The 21,607-nt window shown below is 66.2% G+C and carries 19 protein-coding genes; 6 read left to right on the top strand and 13 right to left on the bottom strand.

Annotated features, from left to right (window positions below; translation table 11 throughout):
* The first annotated feature begins 10 nt into the window (after positions 1–10).
* Positions 11–484: a TerC family protein gene (locus CFB24_RS07940; protein ID WP_088520019.1), complete on the top strand. Its 474-nt coding sequence runs from the start codon at positions 11–13 to the stop codon at positions 482–484.
* A 10-nt stretch (positions 485–494) separates the two neighbouring features.
* On the opposite strand, the gene CFB24_RS07935 is transcribed toward CFB24_RS07940, so the two are convergent.
* The 10 genes from CFB24_RS07935 to CFB24_RS07890 all read right to left on the bottom strand — a co-directional run bounded on the left by CFB24_RS07935 (position 495) and on the right by CFB24_RS07890 (position 9,005).
* Complete coding sequence (locus tag CFB24_RS07935; protein ID WP_088520018.1) at positions 495–1,304, bottom strand: L,D-transpeptidase; 810 nt, start codon at positions 1,302–1,304, stop codon at positions 495–497.
* An 87-nt stretch (positions 1,305–1,391) separates the two neighbouring features.
* Positions 1,392–2,171 (bottom strand): lytic transglycosylase domain-containing protein, encoded by a 780-nt coding sequence (locus tag CFB24_RS07930; RefSeq protein ID WP_088520139.1) that lies wholly within the window; start codon positions 2,169–2,171, stop codon positions 1,392–1,394.
* Between the two features lie 159 nt (positions 2,172–2,330).
* Positions 2,331–3,701, bottom strand: a complete 1,371-nt coding sequence (locus CFB24_RS07925) for an MBL fold metallo-hydrolase (RefSeq protein WP_088520017.1) — start codon at positions 3,699–3,701, stop codon at positions 2,331–2,333.
* Entirely contained in the window at positions 3,698–4,627 is a 930-nt protein-coding gene (locus CFB24_RS07920; protein WP_088520016.1) for an LOG family protein, read from the bottom strand. The genes CFB24_RS07925 and CFB24_RS07920 overlap by 4 nt, the downstream gene beginning before the upstream one ends.
* 34 nt (positions 4,628–4,661) lie before the next feature.
* Positions 4,662–5,276, bottom strand: a complete 615-nt coding sequence (pth, locus tag CFB24_RS07915) for an aminoacyl-tRNA hydrolase (protein WP_088520015.1) — start codon at positions 5,274–5,276, stop codon at positions 4,662–4,664.
* A gap of 71 nt (positions 5,277–5,347) precedes the next feature.
* Positions 5,348–6,004 carry a 50S ribosomal protein L25/general stress protein Ctc gene (locus CFB24_RS07910; RefSeq protein WP_088520014.1) on the bottom strand — a complete coding sequence of 219 codons (657 nt, stop codon included), beginning with the start codon at positions 6,002–6,004 and terminating at the stop codon, positions 5,348–5,350.
* A gap of 181 nt (positions 6,005–6,185) precedes the next feature.
* The gene (locus CFB24_RS07905; protein WP_088520013.1) at positions 6,186–7,067 is read right to left on the bottom strand and encodes an S-methyl-5'-thioadenosine phosphorylase; all 882 of its coding nucleotides are present in this window, start codon (positions 7,065–7,067) and stop codon (positions 6,186–6,188) included.
* A gap of 298 nt (positions 7,068–7,365) precedes the next feature.
* A complete protein-coding gene (locus CFB24_RS07900; protein ID WP_244593061.1) occupies positions 7,366–7,716 on the bottom strand; it encodes a DUF6460 domain-containing protein in 351 nt (116 codons plus the stop codon).
* A gap of 19 nt (positions 7,717–7,735) precedes the next feature.
* Positions 7,736–8,170, bottom strand: a complete 435-nt coding sequence (locus CFB24_RS07895; RefSeq protein ID WP_244593062.1) for a hypothetical protein — start codon at positions 8,168–8,170, stop codon at positions 7,736–7,738.
* Positions 8,171–8,312: 142 nt separating this feature from the next.
* Positions 8,313–9,005 (bottom strand): LuxR C-terminal-related transcriptional regulator, encoded by a 693-nt coding sequence (locus CFB24_RS07890; protein WP_088520011.1) that lies wholly within the window; start codon positions 9,003–9,005, stop codon positions 8,313–8,315.
* Between the two features lie 678 nt (positions 9,006–9,683).
* Here CFB24_RS07890 and hemA point away from each other — a divergent pair.
* On the top strand, positions 9,684–10,994 hold the full coding sequence (gene hemA, locus CFB24_RS07880; RefSeq protein ID WP_088520009.1) for a 5-aminolevulinate synthase: 1,311 nt from the start codon (positions 9,684–9,686) through the stop codon (positions 10,992–10,994).
* Between the two features lie 212 nt (positions 10,995–11,206).
* Entirely contained in the window at positions 11,207–14,692 is a 3,486-nt protein-coding gene (locus CFB24_RS07875) for a PAS domain-containing hybrid sensor histidine kinase/response regulator (protein WP_088520008.1), read from the top strand.
* A 6-nt stretch (positions 14,693–14,698) separates the two neighbouring features.
* Here CFB24_RS07875 and CFB24_RS07870 read toward each other — a convergent pair whose 3' ends face one another.
* Complete coding sequence (locus CFB24_RS07870; RefSeq protein WP_088520007.1) at positions 14,699–16,552, bottom strand: glycosyltransferase; 1,854 nt, start codon at positions 16,550–16,552, stop codon at positions 14,699–14,701.
* Positions 16,553–17,089: 537 nt separating this feature from the next.
* Here CFB24_RS07870 and CFB24_RS22500 point away from each other — a divergent pair.
* A complete protein-coding gene (locus CFB24_RS22500; protein ID WP_141098388.1) occupies positions 17,090–17,719 on the top strand; it encodes a C40 family peptidase in 630 nt (209 codons plus the stop codon).
* Here the strand turns inward: CFB24_RS22500 and CFB24_RS07860 are convergent, their stop codons facing one another.
* Positions 17,720–18,988: a polyhydroxyalkanoate depolymerase gene (locus CFB24_RS07860; RefSeq protein ID WP_088520005.1), complete on the bottom strand. Its 1,269-nt coding sequence runs from the start codon at positions 18,986–18,988 to the stop codon at positions 17,720–17,722.
* A 265-nt stretch (positions 18,989–19,253) separates the two neighbouring features.
* Between CFB24_RS07860 and CFB24_RS07855 the strand changes: the two genes are divergently transcribed.
* Together CFB24_RS07855 and CFB24_RS07850 are read left to right on the top strand one after the other, a co-directional pair.
* Complete coding sequence (locus CFB24_RS07855) at positions 19,254–19,916, top strand: MBL fold metallo-hydrolase (protein ID WP_088520004.1); 663 nt, start codon at positions 19,254–19,256, stop codon at positions 19,914–19,916.
* Positions 19,917–19,920: 4 nt separating this feature from the next.
* Complete coding sequence (locus CFB24_RS07850) at positions 19,921–20,742, top strand: universal stress protein (RefSeq protein WP_088520003.1); 822 nt, start codon at positions 19,921–19,923, stop codon at positions 20,740–20,742.
* Between the two features lie 9 nt (positions 20,743–20,751).
* On the opposite strand, the gene CFB24_RS07845 is transcribed toward CFB24_RS07850, so the two are convergent.
* Positions 20,752–21,543: a response regulator gene (locus tag CFB24_RS07845; RefSeq protein WP_088520002.1), complete on the bottom strand. Its 792-nt coding sequence runs from the start codon at positions 21,541–21,543 to the stop codon at positions 20,752–20,754.
* Positions 21,544–21,607: the final 64 nt, after the last annotated feature.

Raw genomic sequence — 21,607 nt, 5'->3', positions numbered from 1 at the left:
TCCGCTGCTGGTGTTCGGCAGCGCCGCCATGGCGCTGCTGCTCGACCGATTTCCGGCGCTGGTCGCGTTCGGCGGCCTGCTGCTGGGCTGGACGGCGGGCGATCTGGCCGCCAGCGACGCGGCCTATGCCGACTGGATCGCGCGGCAGGCGCCGGCGCTGGCCTATGTCCTGCCGTTTTCGGGCGCGGTGTTCGTGTGGTTTCAGTCGCGTTGGGTGGTCTCGGAGCGGAAGGCGGCGCCGGGCGGAGCGCGACCTGCGCCCGAGTTGCTCAAGCCGGTCGCCGCGCCGAAGCCGAAAGCCAAGCCGATCGAGAGGCCGGCGAAACCGGCCGTCACGCCCGCCATTCCGCGCGTCGCATCCGTCGCGCCTGCGGCAGCCGAAAACGCCACGCCCCAGGACGATCTGGTGATGTTCCTGGGGCTGATCGGCCTGTTCGCCACCTTTGGCGCGGTGATGGGCTATTTCGTGTTTTTCACCGATTGAGCCGGCGCGTTCACATCACCACGACCTTGGTCCCGGCGGCCACCCGGCCGTAGAGGTCGATCACGTCGGCGTTGTGCATGCGGATGCAGCCCGACGACGAGGCCGTGCCGATGCTTTTCGGCTCATTGGTGCCGTGGATGCGGAACAGCGTGTCGGTCTTGCCCTGGAACAGATAGAGCGCGCGGGCGCCCAGCGGATTGTTGAGCGCGCCCTCCATATGCTCGGGCAGGTCGGGATGACGCTGCAGCATTTCCTTCGGCGGCGTCCAGCCCGGCCAAAACGCTTTGCGGCCGATGGTGGCCGCGCCCTTCCAGGCGAATCCCGCCTTGCCGACGGCGATGGAATATTGCACCGCCTGCCCGCCGCCGAGCGAATAGTAAAGCTTGCGCTGGCGGGTGTTGACGGTGACCGTGCCCGCGGCTTCGCCGGTCGGATCGGAGACGGTTTTCTGCGTCGTCAGCTTGAAATTGACCTGGCCGTCGAAATCGACCGGGGTCGAGTAATTCGGATCGGCGTCCGGCGGCAAGGCGGCGTAATTGGTTCCGCGCGCGCCGCGCGGCGGCGCGTCGACGCCCGGCTCGCGATAGATCGCGCCGCCGCTCTGGAGATCGACGACCACGCCGGGATCGTCGTCGTCGTCACGCCGGACAACCCTGGGTTGACGACGCGGCGGGGGGGCCATGCGCGGCTCCGGCGCCATGCGCGGTTCGGGCGCGGGCGGCGGCGGGTCGAAAAAGAAGAATTGGGCGTTGGCGGGGGCCGCGAAAGCGCCAAGGCCCGCCAATATCAGCAGAGATTGCAGAAGTTTCGATCTGGACATGAAAGTTCCCGCCTGCGCCCGCCGTGGGGCGCGCCAAAGGTTTGTTAATGTCTTGTTCCCAATTGCGGCTTTTGTAAAGCGACGCTCTCAGGTTTTCAGCACCGCGCAAGCTCCACCCGCACCGTGAATCTTGGCGCACAGCGCCTCCGCCGCGCCCCGGCTCTGCGCCGGCGCCCGTATGGCCCAGAAACGCGCGAAACCGCGTCCGGGCGCCCGCCGGCCGATAATCATCGGCTCCCCGGTCAGGAGGGAGCTGAAGCTGCGCCGCGCTCGCGCGTAAGCCGCCAGCGCCGCGCCCCGGTTGAAGGCGCCGGAGATTTGCACGCCCCAGGGCGCCATCAGCGCCGAGCGGGCGAACTGGCCGGGTTCGTCGCGCACCATGCGTCCGGCCACTTCGAGGCAGGACCCTTCCGGCATCTTGATCGCCTCCGCCGCCTTGGCCTCCTGCCAGTCTTCCGGCGGATGCCGCGTCACCAGTTCGACATAGGCGCGCGTTTCAAACGGCAGGCCGCCGGTTCCGGCCAGCCAGGCCGCGACGCGATTGGGGCCGCCGTTATAGGCCGCCGCGGCGAGGCCGAGATTGCCGAAGCGCGTCCGCAATTCCGACAGCAGTTCCGCCGCCTTGGGAATGGCCTGTTCCGGGTCGAACGGATCGGCGAGGCCGCGCTCGGCCGCCGTGCCCGGCATGAATTGCGCGATGCCCTGCGCGCCCTTGGGCGAAACGGCGTTGGAGCGAAACGCGCTTTCCTGCCAGATCAGACGGGTGAGAAATGAAACCGGCAGGTTGTGGGCCGAGGCGGCGCGTTCGATCATGCCGCAGACCTGCTCGCGCAGCCCGCCCTCGGCCTGGGCCGGGGCGCCCAGCATGAACGCGCACAGCGCGGACGCGCAAAGGCGACGCGGAAAAACAACGGAAATGCGTTTTGGCAAAATCAAGCTCCCGAGATCGGCGCCTGCGGCCCTCTGGATAAGCATTTGCGCCGGCGGCATCAAGACCGGGCCGGCGCGGATATTTTTCGCGCGCCGCTACAGCAGATAACCCTGGCCGAGCTCCGGTTGATCCACCGGGCCGGTCAGATGCGCGGCGAGCGCCGCCATCGCCTGTTCCTCGCCGTGAACGAGGAAGGTGCGCTTCGGCGCCGCCGCTTTTTGCCACGCGATCAATTCGGTCTGGCCGGCGTGGGCGGAAAAGCCGTTGATCGTGCAAATATGCGCGCGCACCGCGATGTCCTCGCCAAACAGCGAGACTTTTCGCGCGCCGTCGATGATCTGGCGGGCCAGCGTGCCATGGGCGGCGTAGCCGACGAAGATCACGCTGGCGCCGGGGCGGGCCAGATTGTGGCGCAGATGGTGGCGCACCCGCCCGCCATTGCACATGCCCGCGCCCGCCATGATCACCGCGCCGCTGCGAATCGTGTTCAACGCCATGGATTCCGCCGCCTCGCGGCAGAAATGCAGGCGGGGCGGGGCGAAGGGATCGCGCCCCCGCGCCAGCAGCGCGGAGGTCTCCCCGTCATAACATTCGGGATGGGCGCGAAAAATCTCCGTGGCCGAAATCGCCATGGGCGAATCGAGGAACACCGGCAGCGATTCCGGCAGCTTGTTGGCCTCGACGCCCTCGCGGATATAGAACAACAGCTCCTGCGCCCGCTCCAGCGCGAAAGTCGGGATCACCACATTGCCGCCGCGCTGAAAACTCTCGTTGAGGGCCTGATAGAATTCCTCCAGCGTCGGCGCGAGTTCGCGATGGTCGCGGTCGCCGTACGTGCTTTCCATCACCGCGACATCGACGCCAGGGGGAACGACGGGATCGCGCAGGATGGCGCGGCCGGTGTTGCCGATATCGCCGGAGAACAGGACCTTTTTACCTTCCGCTTCGACCAGCACGCTGGCGGAGCCGAGGATGTGGCCGGCGTCGTAGAAGGTGACGGCCACGCCCGGCGCCAGTTCGATGCGCTTCTCGTAAGCCGCCGCGCGGCCGAACCGGTCGAACACGTTGAGCGCGTCGATCAGGCCGTAGAGCGGCGCCGGCGCGTTGGTCTCGCCGCGACGCTCGGCGCGGCGCGCATGGGCGCGGGCTTCCTCCTCCTGCAAATGCGCGGCGTCGAGCAGCACCAGCCGCGCGAGATCGCGCGTGGCGGCGGTGGTGACGATCTCGCCGCGAAAGCCGCGCTTGTTGAGCAGGGGCAGGCGTCCGCAATGGTCGAGATGGGCGTGGGTGAGCAGGACGAAGTCGATCTCGCGCGGCGCAAAGCCGAAATCGCCGGCGTTCTCCTCCACAGCGTCGCGTCCGCCCTGATACAGGCCGCAATCCACCAGAATCGTCTTGCCCGCCGCCTCCAGCAGGTGACAGGAGCCGGTCACGCCGCGATCGGCGCCGTGGAACGAGAGTTTCATGGTTTTCCGTGCTCCCATTGCATGATCGCGTCAAAAATCTCCTGGCCGGTTTCGGCGAACCAGAACAATTCGCGGTCCTCGGGGTCGATCACGCCCTGCTCGGCCAGGAAATCGAAATTCACCGCGCCGCGCCAGAACGCCTCGCCGACGAGCACGATGGGGATGGGCTTGATCTTGCGCGTCTGCGCCAGGGTGAGAACTTCGAACAATTCGTCGAACGTGCCATAGCCGCCGGGAAAAGCCACCAGCGCCGCCGCGCGTTGCAGGAAATGCAGCTTGCGCATGGCGAAATAGTGAAACTGGTAGCACAGCCCCGGCGTGATGTAGGGGTTGGGATATTGCTCGTGCGGCAGGTGGATGTTGAGGCCCACGCTCTGGCCGCCGGCGTCGAAGGCGCCGCGATTGGCCGCCTCCATGATCCCGGGGCCGCCGCCGGTCATGATCCGCAGCTTGCCGGCGCCGCCAGGCTCCGTCAGCGAAACGAGGCGGCCGAACTCGCGCGCGACATCGTAATAGCGGCTCAACGCCAGCACGTTTTCCGCCGCCTTCAGCGTGAATTGGGCGGCGCGCTTGTCCGCGCTCGCCGCGACAGCGCGGCGCGCCGCCTCGGCCCGGCGTTTCGCCGCCGCCGGCTCGCACAGGCGGGTCGAGCCGAACACGACGACGCACCGGTCGATTCCCGCGGCGCGCAGGCCGCCTTCGGCCTTGATATAGTCAAGCTCCAGCCGGGCGCCGCGCGCGGCGGCGCTTTCGAGAAAATCCTTGTCCTCCACGGCCATGCGGTAGGAGGGGCTGGCCATGATGGCGTCGAGCCGCGCGCGGGCGGCGGGATCGTCGGCGGCCGGCTTGGGATTGCGCCAGGGCAGCGGTTCGCGCCGTTCCGGCTCAGGCGGCGGGGGCGGAGACTTGGTGTTGCGATCGGTCATGCCCGATCCGGTTTACGCCGATCGCCGTCCGCGCTCAAGCGGACGGGGCTTTGGTCACCGGCGCGACGGCGCCGAAACCGGCGGCTTCCAGCGCCAGATGCGCCTTGCTCTGAAAGTGCGAATCCTCGCCCTTGGCCAGCAGCCCGATATTGCGCGCCAGCGCGTCGCACAGGGCCTCGACCCAACCCTGCTCGGATTTGGCGAAATCGCCCAGCACATAGGAATGGACGCGGGCCTTGTCGCCGGGATGGCCGATGCCGAGCCGGATGCGGCGGTAGTTCGCCCCCATATGGGCGGTGATCGAGCGCAAGCCGTTGTGGCCGGCGTCGCCGCCGCCGGTCTTCACCCGCATTTTCCCGGGCGCGAGGTCGAGTTCGTCGTGAAAGACGAAAATTTCGGACAGGTCGATCTTGTGGAACCGGGCGGCCTCGGCGACGGCGCGGCCGCTTTCGTTCATGTAGGTCTCGGGCTTGAGCAGCAGCGCGCGTTCGCCGCCGATGCGGGCTTCGGCCGCTTCGCCCTGGAATTTCTTGCGGAACGGCCCGGCGTCGCAGGCGCGCGCGATCGCGTCCACGGCCATGAAGCCGATATTGTGCCGGTTGCCGGCATATTCCCGTCCGGGATTGCCCAAACCAACGAATAGCAGCATCGCCCCTCTCCGGTCGTCGCCAACAAAAAGCCGCCCGCTTTTTCAAGCGGGCGGCTTCAAAACGCAGAGCGTTACTTCTTGCCCTTGGCCGGAGCCGCGGCCGCAGCGGCCGGGGCCGCAGCGGCGGCCGCAGCAGCCGCTTCTTCCGCGGCGGCGGCGGCGCCGCCCGGCGGCGGGGCGATCGTCACGATCGTGAAGTTCGACTTGTCGACCGGCGTGCAATTGGGCGCCAGTTCGATCGACTTGATGTGGACGGTGTCGTTGAAGTCCAGGGTGGACAGGTCGATGGTGATCGCCTCCGGGATGTTGTCGGCGGGAACCAGCATGTCCACCGCGTGCAGAACGATGTTCACCGTGCCGCCGCGCTTGATGCCCGGGGCCACATCCTGGTTGAGGAAGTGAACCGGCACGGCCACCTTGATGCGCGAACCGGCCTTCAGGCGCAGGAAATCGACGTGCATCGGGGTGTCGCGCACGACATCGAGCTGATAGTCGCGCGGAATGGCGCGCTCTTTCTTGCCGTCGATGTCGAGTTCGAAAATCGTCGTCAGGAAGTGACCGGCGTAGATCAGCTTGTTGATCTCGCGGTAGTTGAGGGTGATCGGGGTCGGCGCTTCGCCGCCGCCATAAATCACACCGGGAATATTGCCTTCACGACGAACGCTGCGGGCGGCCCCCTTGCCGGTCCCGCTGCGAACCGTGGCGGCGAGGGTCTTGATCTCGGCCATGGGTTCATCCTTTTCGGAAAATTTTTCGCGCCCACGCCTCCAGGGGTGTCGGAAACGAGCGCGAAGCCGGGTCTTTACGCGCCCGTCGCCTAAAACGCAAGCGCCGCCCGGCAGGGCGGCGTTATCCCTGTGAAGTATCGCCGCCCGGAAGGGCGGCGCTGTCGCGTCGGATTATTGGCGCTCACGCGCCTTTCGCGTTGACCCGCGCCAAAATGGCGTCGAGCTTCTTCAGCAATTCGGGATCGCGCGCCTCGCGCGCGGTGACCAGCGCGTAATCCAGCGCGCGGTCCGAGCCGATCGGGCAGGTCTGGTGTTCGGCCGGGAAATCCGCCAGCAGCCGCGCCACCAGCCGCGCCGCCTTTTCGGCGTTGGACTTGGCGATGGCCAGAATGTCGGAGACCTCGACCGCCGCGATCTCGTCGTGCCAGCAGTCGAAATCCGTCACCATGGCCAGCGTCGCGTAGGACATTTCCGCCTCGCGGGCGAGCTTGGCCTCGGGCAGGGCGGTCATGCCGATCACCGAAAAGCCGGCGGCCTTGTAGCCGAGCGATTCCGCCTTGGAGGAGAATTGCGGCCCCTCCATGCAGACATAGGTTCCGCCCTTCACAATGTCGATCTTCTCGGCATGGGCGGCGGCGATGATGCGATGCTGCAGCAGCGGCGCCACGGGATGCGCCATCGAGACATGGGCGACGCAGCCGTTGCCGAAGAACGAGCTTTGCCGCCCGAAGGTGCGATCGACGAACTGATCGACCGCGACGAACATGCCGGGGGGCAATTCCCCGCGGAACGAGCCGCAGGCGGAGACGGAAATCACGTCGGTGACGCCGGCCCGCTTCAGCGCGTCGATATTGGCGCGATAGTTGATGCCGTCGGGCGACAGGCAGTGGCCGCGGCCGTGACGGGGCAGGAACACGGCTTCCGTCGCGCCGATGCGGCCAAAACGCAGCACGTCGGACGGCTCGCCCCAGGGCGAAACAACCTTCTCCTCCCTGATGTCCGTAAGCCCCGGCAGGTCATAAACGCCGGAGCCGCCGATAATGCCGAGAAGCGCCTTGGTCATTCGCCAATCCTTTACAGGTGAATCTTCGGTTTCGATAAGTGGCGCAAGCGTCGCGGCGCGGCAAGGAGTCAAATCAAAAAAGCCCGGCGCGCGTAAAGACGAAAAAACCCGGCAGAACAAAAAAAAACCGGATGCTTTCGCATCCGGTTGGCCAAAAAGGCTTGTAGTTGGCGCCACTGGAGCGAAGTGGGGAGGACACTCGCCCGTGCGTGGTGTGCGTTCTTCTATGGCTTAACCGTTCAACCCTCACAATTTTTTATACCGCAACGCAGCCATGCGCGAAACGCAAAGCCTATGGTCAGTTCTTCTGACCGCGCGGTTTCAGGCTGAGCAAACGCAAGACGAGCCAGACGGGAACGACGATAGCCGCGCCCGCCGCCAGATAAGCGGCGATTTCCCTGACGGCGTCGAACCCGGCGGCCCAAAACCGCTCGACGATGCGCTGCAGTCCGGCCAGCACCTCTCCTGGCCGGATGTCGAGCCAGACCAGGAAAAAACCGACGATCAGCGAAAGCACGACCAGTCGCGCCAGCACCGCGCCGGGGGAGCCGCCGAGAAAGCGTTCGAGGTCGCTTTCCGGGCGCTGCGCGGGGAAATCGGCGGGCCGGGGCGCGAACGGATGCTGCGGGTTGGTCGGGTTCTCGCTCATGCGTGTCATCCTGCTCGATCTATAGGGAGGGCGACGTCGGCTTGTCCGGCTTCTCGGTTTCCCGGAACAGGCGCAACATGCGCCGCATAAAAGTTTCGGCGCGGTCCATGGCGCGATTGAAGCGCCGGTCCTCCTCCTCCTGCGCCGCCGGGGCGGGCGGCGCGGCGGCCGCAGCCTTGAGCGCGGCGTTCTCCTTGGCGAGACGCGCGATCTCGGCTTCCAGCGCCGCGCGTTCGTCGGCGCCGGCGCGGCATTGCAGCTGGTCGGCGCTGGTCGTGCACAGGGAGGTCTGGCCGGTTCGGGTGTCCAGACGAAGAAAACCGTTGGCGGCGGGCGTCATGGCGAAGCGGCCGTTGTCGCTCTCGGGCGGCGTCGGCGGCTCGGCGCGCGCCGGCATCGCCAGCGCGGAAAACAGCCCCACGGCGTAAAAGAACGAGGTGTGTCGCGCGGACATGGCCAGCCGCCTCTCCATTCGGACGGCCCGCGCCGAGGCGCCTATCCGCCTCCGCAAACCGGCGCCGTTTCTGGCGGACATAAGCCAAGACATAAGGGCGGACCGGCGCGGCGCCAGAGCGCGCGTGCGACCTTGCCGAAATTTAATGGGGCCCGTCGGCGGCCAACCCGTTGACAGTGTTGACGGCGCCGGAAAACGCCTCGATGCGCGCGGCGGCGATCACCGCCTGGGTGCGGCTCTCGACGCCAAGCTTCTGCAGGATGGCGGAGACATGGGCCTTGACGGTCGCTTCGGAAACCGAGAGTTCATAAGCGATCTGCTTGTTGAGCAGGCCCTCGGACAACATCATCAGCACCCGCACCTGCTGCGGCGTCAGCGAGGCCAGACGGCGGACGCTGTCGGCCATGTCGCGGTCGCCGGGGCTTGCGAGATCGACGTCGGCGGGCGCCCAGACGTCGCCGGCCAGGATGGCGCGAATCGCGGTCTGCATCGTCTCCATATCCGTGCTTTTCGGAATGAAGCCGGAAGCGCCGAAATCAATGCACATGCGAATGACGCCGCGCTCTTCATTGCCCGACACAACCACCACCGGCGTGCCCGGATATTGCGCGCGCAGCACCAGCAGCCCGGAGAAACCGCGCACGCCGGGCATGGCGAGATCGAGCAGGATAAGGTCGGCGTCGCCTTCGGCGTCGAGAGACTTCGTCACCTCCCCCAGGCTGCCGCATTCCACCAGTTCGGCGCCGGGCACAGCCGTCGCGACCGCCTGTTTCAGAGCGCCGCGCACAAGCGGGTGGTCGTCGGCGATCAGAATGCGCGTCTTTTGCTGGTCCACACTGCCTCCGGGGCTCCGCAGCCCAAGTCAGTCGCTCAAATCACGGGCGCTCTCATCCATTGAAGCTTTCCCTTTGAGTCTCATACTAAAGACTGTCAAGCCGATTTTGTCCATATGCGACGCAAGTTTTATCTTCAAGATTTTCCGGGCGGGCATTTGGCGTATCTCTCAGCTTAGGAGACGGGCGTCCGCCAAGAGTCTCGCTTGCGCTTCAGCAATGACGAAGTTTTTCTCCGGCGACGAGAAGGACGGCGTGAGATGAAAAAAATATTTTACTGATATCTGTTTTCCTTGCAAGAATTTTGACTTGCTTTAATGAGGCCCCGGGCGGCGACAGAGGGCGTGGCGTCGCCTCTGTCAATGGGGGCGGACGTCAAGTAATCTTGACAGAAAGCGGGACGTCGCCTGGGGCCGCTCTTGCCAAGCCTGTGAATTCAGCCAAGAATGATCTGGCGCAAAGAATGTGGGCGCCGGACGTGTTTGTCTGACGTCAAGTTAAGCAGACTGCCTACGATAGCTTCGTCCTGTGACGCATCGAAATGGCAGTCGCTTGTGCGCGCAAGACCCTGTAAAGGGGGCGTGGGAAGCTGGGCTTGGCCGGAGACGACTGAGCCATGGAAATCAGCTCAGATCAACCGCGGCGTTTTTGAGCCGGTGCGGACCAGAAGGTTGAAGACGATGCAGTATCGCGAAATTTTCGAAAATGCGATCGGCAAACTGAAGTCGGAACAGCGCTATCGCGTGTTTGCGAATCTGGAGCGCGACACCGAGCGTTTCCCGAACGCGATCTGGCGTCCTGACAATGGTCCCGCCCGCGATGTCACCATCTGGTGCTCCAACGATTATCTTGGCATGGGCGTCAATCCCGAAGTGACCAAGGCCATGGCCGCGGCCGCGAAGAAGCACGGCGCTGGCGCCGGCGGCACCCGCAACATTTCCGGCACCAGCTATCCGCTGGTCACGCTGGAAGACGAACTGGCCGACCTTCACCAGAAGGAAAAGGCCCTCGTCTTCAATTCCGGCTGGATCTCCAATCTCGGCGCGATTTCGACCATCGCCGACCTGCTGCCGAACTGCCTGATCCTGTCCGACGCGCTCAACCACAATTCCATGATCGAAGGCGTGCGCCGCTCGGGCGCCGAGCGCCAGATCTGGCGGCACAACGACGTCGCCCACCTGGAAGAACTGCTCGCCGCCCAGCCGCATGAGCGCGCCAAGCTGATCGTGTTCGAGAGCCTGTATTCGATGGACGGCGATATTTCGCCGATCAAGGAAATCTGCGATCTCGCCGAAAAATACAACGCCATGACCTATATCGACGAGGTTCATGCCGTCGCGATGTATGGCGAGCGCGGCGCGGGCGTCGCCGAGCGCGATGGTCAGATGCACCGCATCGACGTGATCGAGGCCACCCTGGCCAAGGGCTTTGGCGTGGTCGGCGGCTATATCGCCTCCACCGCGGCCATTTGCGACGCCGTGCGCTCCTTCGCGCCGAGCTTCATCTTCTCGACCGCGCTGCCGCCGGCCGTTTGCGCCGCCGCCACCGCCTCGGTGCGCATCGCCAAGGGCCGTCCCGAACTGCGCATGGCGCACCAGCGCCAGTCCTGGCTCACCAAGCACGCGCTGATGCGCGCGGGCCTGCCGGTGATGGCCAACATGTCGCATATCGTGCCGGTGATGGTCGGCAACGCCGAACTGTGCAAGGCCGCCAGCGACATGCTGCTGGAGCGCCACAACATCTACATCCAGCCGATCAACTATCCGACCGTGCCGCGCGGCACCGAGCGCCTGCGCATCACCCCGACCCCGCTGCACGGCGACGCCCACATCACCCATCTCGTCGAAGCCATGGTCGACGTGTGGAACACGCTGGGCATCCCCTTCGCGGAAGCGAGCGACATCGAATCGCCCTTCGCCAACGATGCGGATTGCACCTATCCGCAGAAGAAGGACTGCAGCTTTCCGCAAATGAAGCGCGCGGCCGAATAAGCCCGCCGCGACAAAGCTTTAAAGAGCCGGCCTAGCGCCGGCTCTTTTGCTTTGCCGCGCAGGATCGCGCGCGCCAGACGAAACGCCGGCTTGCGGAGTTCGGCGGGGCGATTATGCTGAACGTGCTGAATGAAATGCGCATGAAGGAGACGTGGTGCGCCAGTTGTCGCCTGTCGCCGGCGCGGGACGCTTGATCCGGAGGGGGCGGCCCGATGCCTGATCGTCTGGTAGGCGTCGCCGTCATCGCGCTCTATCTGCTCGCGCTGCTCGGCCTGGCGATCTACGGCGACCGCAGGAGCGAGGCGCTGGCGCGCGACCCCGCCCGCAAGATCATTTACGCGCTCGGCCTTGGCGTCTATTGCACCTCCTGGACGTTTTTCGGCTCCGTCGGCGTCGCCTCGTCCAACGGACTGGATTTCCTGCCGATCTACATCGGGCCGATGCTGGTGTTCGGCTTCGGCTGGCCTCTGGTGGCGCGGGTGGCCCGCCTCGCCCATGCCCAGAACATCACCTCGATCGCCGATTTCCTCGCGGCCCGCTATGGCAAGTCGCAGGCGGTGGCCGCCGTCACCGCCGCCATCTCGGTGCTGGGCGTCACCCCCTATATCGCGCTGCAAATTCGCGCCATCGCCACCACGCTCGCCATCGGCCTTGGCCTGTCCGAGCCTTTTTCCCCGCCGCCCGCCGAAATCGCCGATCCCCTGTCCATCGGCAGCGTCGTGCTGCTCGCGCTGTTCGCCATGGCGTTCGGCACGCGCCGAATCGCCGCTGGCGAGCGCCAGACCGGGCTGATGTTGACCATCGCCGCGGAATCGACGGTCAAGCTGTTCGCCTTTCTCGCGGTCGGCGGCTTCGTGGTCTGGACCATGTACGACGGGCTGGGCGACCTGTTCCGCCGCGCCGCCGCCGATCCGAAAATTCACGGCGTGGTGTCGTCGTCGGCGGACCCCTGGGTCTGGGCCACGCTGATTCTGCTGTCGAGCGGCGCGATGTTCTTCCTGCCGCGCCAGTTCCACGTCGCCATTGTCGAAAACCACGATGAAGGCGACATTCACGCTGCGGCTTTCCCGTTTCCTTTCTATCTCGTCGCGATCAATCTGTTCGTCATTCCGCTGGCCATCGCCGGCCTGCTGACTTTTCCCGACGCCCTCAACCGCGACCTGTCGGTGATCGCCTTGCCGATGTCGGCCGGGCAGGGCTGGGTCACGCTGCTCGCGATGATCGGCGGTCTCTCCGCCGCCACGGCCATGGTCGTGGTCGAATCGGTGGCGTTGTCGGTGATGGTGACCAACGACCTGATCCTGCCGGTGCTGCTGCGATTCGGCCGCTCGCGCGCGCCGGATCTCGGCGGGGCCGGCGCGCAGCTTTTGTTGGCGCGGCGGCTGGCGATCGTCGCCATTCTCGTCCTGGCCTATTTCTATTATCGCGCCGCCGGCGAGGTGCTGCTGGCGTCGCTCGGCGTGCTGTCGTTCGCCTGCGTCGCGCAACTCGGCCCCTCTTTCATCGGCGCCCTGTTCTGGCGGCGCGGCACCGCGCTGGGCGCCATCGCCGGACTCACCACCGGCGTGGCGATCTGGGCCTACGCCCTGCTTGCGCCCTCGCTCGACGCGGCCTTCGCCCCCTCGGCCGAACTCTACCAATTGCAATTGTCCACGCTGGCGCATGGCGCCTTGTGGAGCCTCGCCGGCAACGCCCTGGCCTATGTGGTGTTTTCGCTGGCGCGGCGTCCCGATCCGATCGAGCGGCTGCAGGCCGATCTGTTCGTCGGCAAGACCCAGGCGCCGATGGCCCAGGCGTTCCGGCTGTGGCGCTCCTCGGTGCCGGCCTCCGAAGTTGAAGCGGCGGTCGCGCGTTATCTCGGCGACGAGCGCACCCGCGAAGCGTTCGAGAGCTTTTTCGCCGCGCGCGGCCAGAGCTACGATCCTGACAGCGAGGCCGACATTCACCTGCTCCGCATCGCCGAACATATGCTGGCCTCGGCCATTGGCGCGGCCTCCTCGCGGCTGGTGCTGTCGCTGCTGCTGCGCCGCCGCAACCTGTCGAGCACCGCCGCGCTGAAGCTGGTCGACGAGGCCTCGGCGGCTTTGCTCAACAACCGCGACATGCTGCAATATGCGCTGGATTTCGCGCGCCAAGGCATTTCCGTGTTCGACGCCGACCTGCGTCTCACCTGCTGGAACCGCGAGTTCCGCGAAATGTTCGAGCTGACGCCCGAACTGACCCATTTCGGCGTCGCGCTCGACGAGATCCTGCGCAACAACGCCGAACGCGGTCTGTACGGGCCGGGGCCGGTGGACGAGCAGGTGGCGACGCGGCTGGAGCGGCTCACCGCCGCCGAACCGTTCCGCGTCGCGCTGGCCTCGTCGGGGCGGGTGATCGAGACCCGCGCCGCCCGCATGCCCGATGGCGGGCTGGTCGTCACCTATACCGACGTCACGGCGCAGCATGCCGCCGAACAGGGGCTGGAAGCCGCCAACGAGACGCTGGAGCGCCGCGTGCGCGAGCGCACCGAGCAATTGACCCGCGTGAACGACGAACTGGCGCGCGCCAAGGCGGAAGCGGACGAGGCCAATATCTCCAAGACGCGCTTCCTCGCCGCCGCCGGCCACGACATTCTCCAGCCGCTCAACGCCGCCCGGCTCTACGCCGCCGCGCTGCAGCAGCGCGCCGACGCCGGCGCCCCGTCCGAGGAAATCCTCAGCCTCGCCAAGAATGTCGATTCGGCGCTGGAGGCGGTGGAGGATATTTTCTCGGCCCTGTTGGAAATGTCGCGTCTCGACGCCGGCGCCATGAAGATCGAGCCGGCCAATGTGCTGCTCGACGATCTGTTCCGCCAGCTCAAGATCGAATTCGCGCCGCTGGCGCGGAAAAAAGGGCTGGATCTGATCTTCGCGCCCTGTTCGCTGGCGGTGCGGTCGGACCGCAAGCTGCTGCGGCGCCTGTTGCAGAATCTGATCTCCAATGCGTTGAAATATACCCGCAAGGGCCGCGTGCTGGTGGGCGCGCGGCGCGTGCGCGGCCGGATGCGGATCGAGGTCTGGGACACCGGCATCGGCATTCCCCCCGACAAGCAAAAGAGCGTGTTTCAGGAGTTCCAGCGGCTGGACGCGGGCGCGGGCGTCGCCCCGGGCCTCGGCCTTGGCCTGTCCATTGTCGAACGTCTCGCGCGCGTGCTCGGGCACAAGGTGGCGCTGCGTTCGCGCCCCGGCCGGGGCTCGGTGTTTTCCGTGACGGCGCTGCGGGCGCCGGCGCCGCCGCGCGCGCCGTCCGTCGCCGACAAAGCCGCGCCGGCGCCCTCGGGGCACGGGCCGCTGGCGGATATGGTGGTGGTCGCCATCGACAACGATCCCCAGATTGTCGATGGCATGAAGGCGCTGCTGTCGGGCTGGGGCTGCCGGGTGATCGCCGCCGGCAACCAGCGCGACGCCATCGCGCAACTGGCGCAATTGCGCCGCGCGCCCGACGCCGTCTTCGCCGATTATCACCTCGACGAGGGCGACGGCGTCGACGCCATTGTGGCGCTGCGCTGGAAATTCGGGCCGCAACTGCCCGCCGCCCTGATCACCGCCGACCGTTCCGCGGACATGCGGCAGCGCGCCGCCGACAAGGACGTGGCCGTGTTGAGCAAGCCGCTCAAGCCGGCGGCGTTGCGCGCTCTGCTGGCGCAATGGCGCGGCCGGGCGAAGGCGGGCGCCTGACGGGCGTCAGAACCGGAATTTTTCCCATGTCTCCAGCGCCCGCAGCGCCGGCGCGCTGGCGCGCCATTGGCCCGCCACATCGCGGAATTTCTTGGCGAAACCCCATTCGGCGCGCAGCATGGCGCCCATGCACGCGCGGAACAGCCCCCGGTCCAGCGCGAACAGCAGCACCCGGTCCGACCCGGCTTCGCGATGGCCCCAGCGCGCGAACCGATGCAGCGCGTTGCGATGCACGGCGCTGCGGTTTTCGAACAGGGCGATGTCGGAGAGCAGCAGGCCGCGCGGCAGCAGATGGCCGTTGAAGGTGAGGCGCCCGATCAGCCGCCCGAGGCCGCGCAGGCGGCGCGCCGGACGCCACGGCCCGCACTCCGCCAGCGGGACCGCGCTGGCGTTGCCGTTGTGGCGCTTGTAGACCTCCATCACTTCGCGATGCAGGCGTTCGGGATCGTCATCGAGCAACACGGCCGGCCCGCGCAAAAAATGCTGCATCGCCAGGGTCAGCAACGCCGCCGCGCCATATTGCTGGGTCAGGACGAAGCCGCGATGGCGCCGGCGCAGGCGGCGCAGCACGCGCCGGGGATTCACGCCGGTTTCGGTCTGCAGGCAATAGCGGATCAGCTCGTTACGGATGTTGTAATAGGCGAACCAGCCTTCGAGCTTGGCGTAATAAGGCTCGTGCCAGATGGCGACGCCGGGCGGCGCGACGATCTTGCCGCCCATCTGGGCGACGCGCACGCCATATTCGACATCGTCGAGATGCACGAAACAGGGCAGCGGCATGCCAAAGCGCCGGAACGAGTCGATCGCGCCGCCGAAAAACCACCAGCCGTTGAAATTGATCGCGCTGGGCGCCGCGAGCGCCTGTTTCGCCGCGTCGCTGGCGAGGTCGCAGGGCGGCAGGCGCGGATCGACCTTTTCGAAGTCGGAGGGGCGCCAATAGGCGCCGGCGTCGGCGAGCGTTTGCGGCTCGAACACGTCGAGCTGCGCGCCGCCGTAAAACACGTCGATGCGCGGATCGAGGCGGAACAGGTTGATCATGCGCAGCACGGAGACGCAGTCGATCTCGGCGTCGTCATCCATCAGCAGGACATGGCTGGCGCGGCCCGCCCGCATGGCTTCAAGAATGCCGCGTGCAAAACCGCCGGCGCCGCCGACATTGCGCTGGGCGATCAATGTGACCCGTTGGCTCCAATGCGGCGCGCGGATCAGCGTTCCCGCATTATCGACCACGGTGACGCCCCAATCGACGGCTTTGGCGTCGAGAAAGGCCTGTAATTGCGAGACGTTGCGCGCGACCTGCGTCTCGCGCCTAAAAGTGCAGATCACGATTTCCGGCCGCACGGCCCGCAGGACGCGGGTCCGCACGGTCCAGGCCGCCGCCCGGAGCGTCAGGCCGTCGCCGTCCGCCTTGAGGGCGAACCACCAGCGTCCCCGCGCGGAATCGTCCGGCTCCAGCGCGAACGGCAGGCGCGTCACTGCGAAAGCGTTTTTCGCGTCGACTTCCTCCGACGCCGCGAGGCGCGCGGGTCCGTCGCTGGGGCGGCGCCACAGTTCGACGCGGCCGGCGCCTTGCAACTCCAGCCGCAGTTCGAGCGGGCGGTCGCCCAGCGCCTCGGCGAGGTCGCGCTCATAGAGCGCGCTGAAATAGCCGTCGAACGCCAGCGCGCCGCCCGCCTCAAGCCGGAGGGCGCCGGAGGCGTCGCGGGAAAAACCGCCGGACTCGACGTAAAGGCCGTCGAGTTCTGCTGGAAAGTCGAGATTGATCGGGAAAAATTCGAAGCCCTCGACGGCTTCCGGATCAATGGCGTCACGAAGAGGCGATCGAGCCGCGCCTTCATGCGAAAGGGTCGGGGTGGACATCCTGTTTCATCCCTGGCGCAGGAAAGTCCGACATAGGCGCATGCGCGCGGAATGACAACGGTTGAGCCACGCATCGTCGCTGCCGTTGCGGCCGGGAGGGAAAGCGGGGAACGAAGCGCGCACAAAGCGCGGCATCAAGACTACGGAGTTCGTTAGGCTTTTGTGAAATAGTCGCAAGACGCAAAAATGTATTTCATTGCGCAATCTTTAATAAAGACTAGGCAAAATAACTGATATTTTTCGTTAAATTCCTCATTTTTGTCACATATGCGGCATGAACACTGTCTTATTTTTTGCTTAGAACGGAACTGTTACGTTTGACATCAGCACGCAAACGACCTTCCCTTGCGCGTGTCCGCAGGCCTGAGCTTGTCGATGCGCGGGGGCGGCTCCTCGCGCGTCGCCCTGACACTGGGCGAGGACCTGCGGCAGGCACAATCCCAGGGACGATCGGCGGCGGCCGAACCGTGTCCGTAACGTCCCGCACCGTGAGCCGCGGAGGCCGCGCCGGGCTCGCCAGTAACAGGCGGAGTTGACATGCTGAAGAAAATCGCTCGGGGCGCGACGGTGGCGCTCGCACTGCTTTTCGGACTGCACGCCCCCGGTTCAGACGCTTTCGCCCGTCCTCGCCACGCGGGCGCGTCTCACGGCGCCAGAGTTCATCACGTCCATCACGGGCATTTCAGCCATCACGGCCGCCGTTTCGCCCATCATGGCGGCCGCCATCGCTGGGGGCGGCATGGGCATGGACGGCGTCACGCCCACGTTTGGAGCCGTCCGTCCGCCTTCATGGCGCTGGCGACGCCCGCGGCTTTGGGCGGGACGTCCGAACATCACCCGCTGCTGGATGTCGCCAGCCGCTATCTCGGCCATGGCCGGGTATCGCGCCGGGGCGGCCCGTGGTGCCGCGATTTCGTCAACACGGTCGCGCGCCAGGCCGGGTATCGGCTGGCCAACACCTCGCGGCGCGCCATCGACGCGCTCTCGCTCGGCCATCGCGTCTCCCACCCGCAGCCCGGCGATCTCGTGGTCATGCGCCACCATGTCACGATCTTCGCCGGCTACGGCGGGCGCGGCCTGATCGGGCTTGGCGGCAACCAGGGGCGCGGCGGCGTCACCTATTCCAGCTACAGCCCCCGCCGCGTTCTCGCCTATGTCAGGATGTGATCAGGAGGGGAACAGCCCCGCCTCCTCCACCTTCTTGTGGAAGGCGCAGACCCTCGGCGCGATATGCTTGCGGAAGCGCGAGCCGTTGAACACGCCGTAATGGCCGACATCCGCCTGCAGGTGATGCAGGCGGATGGATTCGGGGATGCTGGAGCACAGTTCCTGCGCGGCATGGGTCTGGCCGACGCCGGAAATATCGTCCTTCTCGCCCTCGACCGTCAGCAGGCCGACGCGGCGGATCGCCGTGAGATCCACCTTCTCGCCCTTGTGGGTCATCTGGCCCTTGGGCAAGGCGTGATGCACGAACACCGTGTCAATGGTTTGCAGGTAGAATTCGGCGGTCAGATCCATCACCGCCAGATATTCGTCGTAGAATTCCCGGTGCTTTTCCGCTGAATCGCCGTCGTTTTCGACGAGATGGTTGAACATTTCGAGATGGGCGTTGACATGGCGGTCGAAATTCATCGCCATGAAGCCGGACAGCTGCAGAAAGCCGGGATAAACGTAACGGCCCGCGCCCGGATAGGGAAACGGCAGCAGGTGGATGCAGTTCTGCCGGAACCAGGCCGAGCCGCGCTTTTCCGCCAGCTTGTTCACGGCGGTCGGGCTGCGCCTTGTGTCGATCGGGCCGCCCTTGAGCGTCATCGAGACCGGCACATGCGGGCTGTCCTCCGCCTCCATGCGCGCCACCGCCGCCAGAACCGGCACGGAGGGCTGGCACACCGCGAGAACGTGGAACGGCGTTCCGCCCGCAAGGCTCAGGAATTCGCAGATGTCCACCACATAGTCGACGTAGTCGTCGAGATCGAATTTGCCCAGGGTGAGCGGCACCACGCGCGCGTCCACCCAATCGGTGATGTAAACGTCATGGGTTTGCAGGAAGGCTTCCACCGTGCCGCGCAACAGCGTCGCGTAATGGCCCGACATGGGCGCGACGATCAGCAGGCGCGACTGCGGCGCCGAGCCGGGGGGAAGGTCGCGCGCGAAATGCACGAGATGGCAGAACGGCTTGACCAGCACGGTCTCCTCGGAAACGGCGACCTCCTGGCCGTTCACAAACACCGTTTCGATGTCGAAGGCCGGCTTGCCATAGCGCCGCGTCACCCGCTCGAACAGTTCCGCCGAGGCCGCGATATTGCGGCCCATCGAGGTGTAGGCCAGGGGATTGGCCGGGTTCTTGAAGGTCATCCGAGTGAGGTCGGACACGGCGCGCGCCGGCGCCATGGCCATTTGGGCCATTTCATAGATCTGATAAGCAAAACGGTTCATTTTCGCGCTCCGACACACAGGTCTTGTCTGAAGACAGGACCTTCCTCCCGCCGGCGGGGGCTGCTTGTTTTTTTGCGCCGGGTCGAACCTGCAAAAGGTATCAACAGCAAGGACTGGCGTCCATCAAAGCCGCCTGAGACCAAAGGCGCAGGCGGCCCGCTTCGGTATATGCCGTTAAATTTACCTTTTCGCCGGGCCAGAAGCGCCGTTATGATCAGATCGGGCGCGAGGAGGTCGGGCCGGCGGCGGGGGAGAAATTCGTTACATGACGCAGATCAAGGTCGTCCTCATTCCCGTAACGCCGTTTCAGCAAAATTGCTCCCTGCTCATCTGCGAAAACAGCAAGAAGGCCGCCGTGGTCGATCCGGGCGGCGACGTGCCGAAAATCCTGCGCGCCATCGAGCAGACCGGGGCGCAGGTCGAGAAAATCCTGCTGACCCACGGCCATGCCGACCATGCCGGCGGCGCCGCCGAATTGCGCGAAAGGTTGGGCGTGACCATCGAGGGGCCGCAGATCGGCGACAAGTTTCTGCTCGACAGCCAGGCGCAATCCTCGGCGCTGTTCGGCTTCGCCTGCCGCGACGTGACGCCCGACCGCTGGCTGGAGCATGGCGATGTCGTGACCTTCGGCGACGCCGCCTTCGACGTCCGCCATTGTCCGGGACACACGCCCGGCAGCGTGCTGTTCATCAATGCGCCGATGAATTTTTGCCTCGTGGGCGACGTGCTGTTCCAGGGCTCGATCGGCCGCACCGATCTCCCCGGCGGCGATCACGCGTTGTTCCTGCGCTCCATCGCCGCGCAGGCGCTGACGCTCGATGACGACATGACGTTTATTTCCGGCCATGGGCCGATGAGCACGATCGGCGAGGAACGTCGCCAAAATCCCTTCCTGCAAAACCTGCCCTTCCCGCAAAACACGGTTTGATCCCATGACTTTGCGCTCGATCCTGGTTCATCTCACCGCCAGCCCCCGCTGCGAGGCCCGTCTCAACCTCGCCGTCGATCTCGCGCGCCGCAATGGCGCGCGCCTCACCGGCCTGTTTTCCCAGATCGCCCCGCCGCATCGGGTCGGCATGGCGGCGGAATGGCCGTCGCAGGAGTACCGCGACGCCGCGGAAATCGCCCGCGCGGCGTTTGCGCGGGCGACGGACGGGGTCGACGCGCATTACCAGGACCTCAACCGCGGCTCCGAGGAGGATCTGGCGCCGCAATTCGTCGATTACAGCCGGCATTTCGACCTCGTCGTGCTCGGCCAGCGCAAGCCCGACAATTCGTTGATCCCGCCCGATCTGCCGGAGCAGATCATCGTGCAATCGGGGCGCCCCGTGCTCGCCGTGCCCTATGTCGGCGGCTTCTCCAGCGTCGGCGCGCGCCCGGTGTTCGCCTGGTCGGACTCGCGCGCCAGCGCCCGCGCCCTTTCGGACGCGACGCCGCTGACGGGGCCGCAATCGGCGGCGCTGGTCGTCAGTCTGGCCAAGCCGGGCGACGAACAGGCGCTGGCCTACCGCCACAAGTCGCTGGCGCTCGCGGCCGAGCATCTCGCCCACCACGGCGTCAAGGCGCAGACGGAGCAGATTGTTCTGGGCGAGATCGGCCTGATGGACGCGCTGCTCAACCGCGCCGCCGACCACGGCGCCGACCTGCTGGTGATGGGCGCGTTCGGCGGCGGCGGCTATCCGCTGTTCTCGCGCGGCAGCGGGTCGCGCTACCTGCTCAAGCACATGACGCTGCCGGTGTTGTTCTCGCACTGAGCGGGGCGGTTACGCCGTCCGCCGCTGCGCCGGGCGCGCCTGCTCGTCGAAAAACAAGGCCTGGCTCACCAGCGCCTTGACCGTTTCGGCGCGGAACGGCTTCGAGATCAGGAACGTCGGCTCCGGCCGTTCGCCGGTCAGCAGGCTCTCGGGATAGGCGGTGATGAAAATCACCGGCGCCGCGCAATTTTCGAGAATTTCATTGACCGCCTCCAGCCCCGAACTGCCGTCGGCGAGGCGAATATCGGCCAGCACCAGGCCGGGATGTTCGGCCTGGGCCAGCGCCACCGCCTCGCTATGGGTGCGGGCCGGCCCCACCACCTGATGGCCGAGGCTGGACACGATCGATTCGAGATCCATGGCGATCATCGGCTCGTCCTCGATGATCGCCACTTTCGAGGCGACCTGGGCGGAAATGGCCCGCCCGGCCTCCTCGATCAATTGCGCGATTTTTTCCTTCGACAGGTCGAGAATGCGCGCGGTCTGGCCGGGGGTGAAGCCTTCGACCGCCGTCAGCAGGAAAACCTGGCGGGCCACCGGCCCGATGGCCTCGACGCGCAGGTCGGGCAGCAAGGCCGGGCGCATCGCCGCCGGCGGCGCGCCAGCGTTCCAGACCTGGGCGAACACCCGGAAACTCTCCTCGCGGGCGTCGGCGCCCGGATCGAACAGGGTCGGCTCCGCCAGCAAGCGTTGGAGCAGGCCTTCCACCGCGGCGTCGCCCGTCGCCTGCGAGCCGCTCACGGCTCGGGCGTAGCGTCGCAGCTGCGGCATGTGCTCGGCAATCACTTTCGCAACCGACATACCGATTCCTTTGCCTCCGGAGGAGGCGATACACCAACACGGAAATCAGATATAGGTTGCGCTG

Source organism: Rhodoblastus acidophilus, from assembly GCF_900187365.1.
Taxonomy (GTDB): domain Bacteria; phylum Pseudomonadota; class Alphaproteobacteria; order Rhizobiales; family Beijerinckiaceae; genus Rhodoblastus; species Rhodoblastus acidophilus.
The sequence above is the reverse complement of the archived record's forward strand: the minus strand, read 5'-3'. Positions and strand labels throughout refer to the sequence as shown.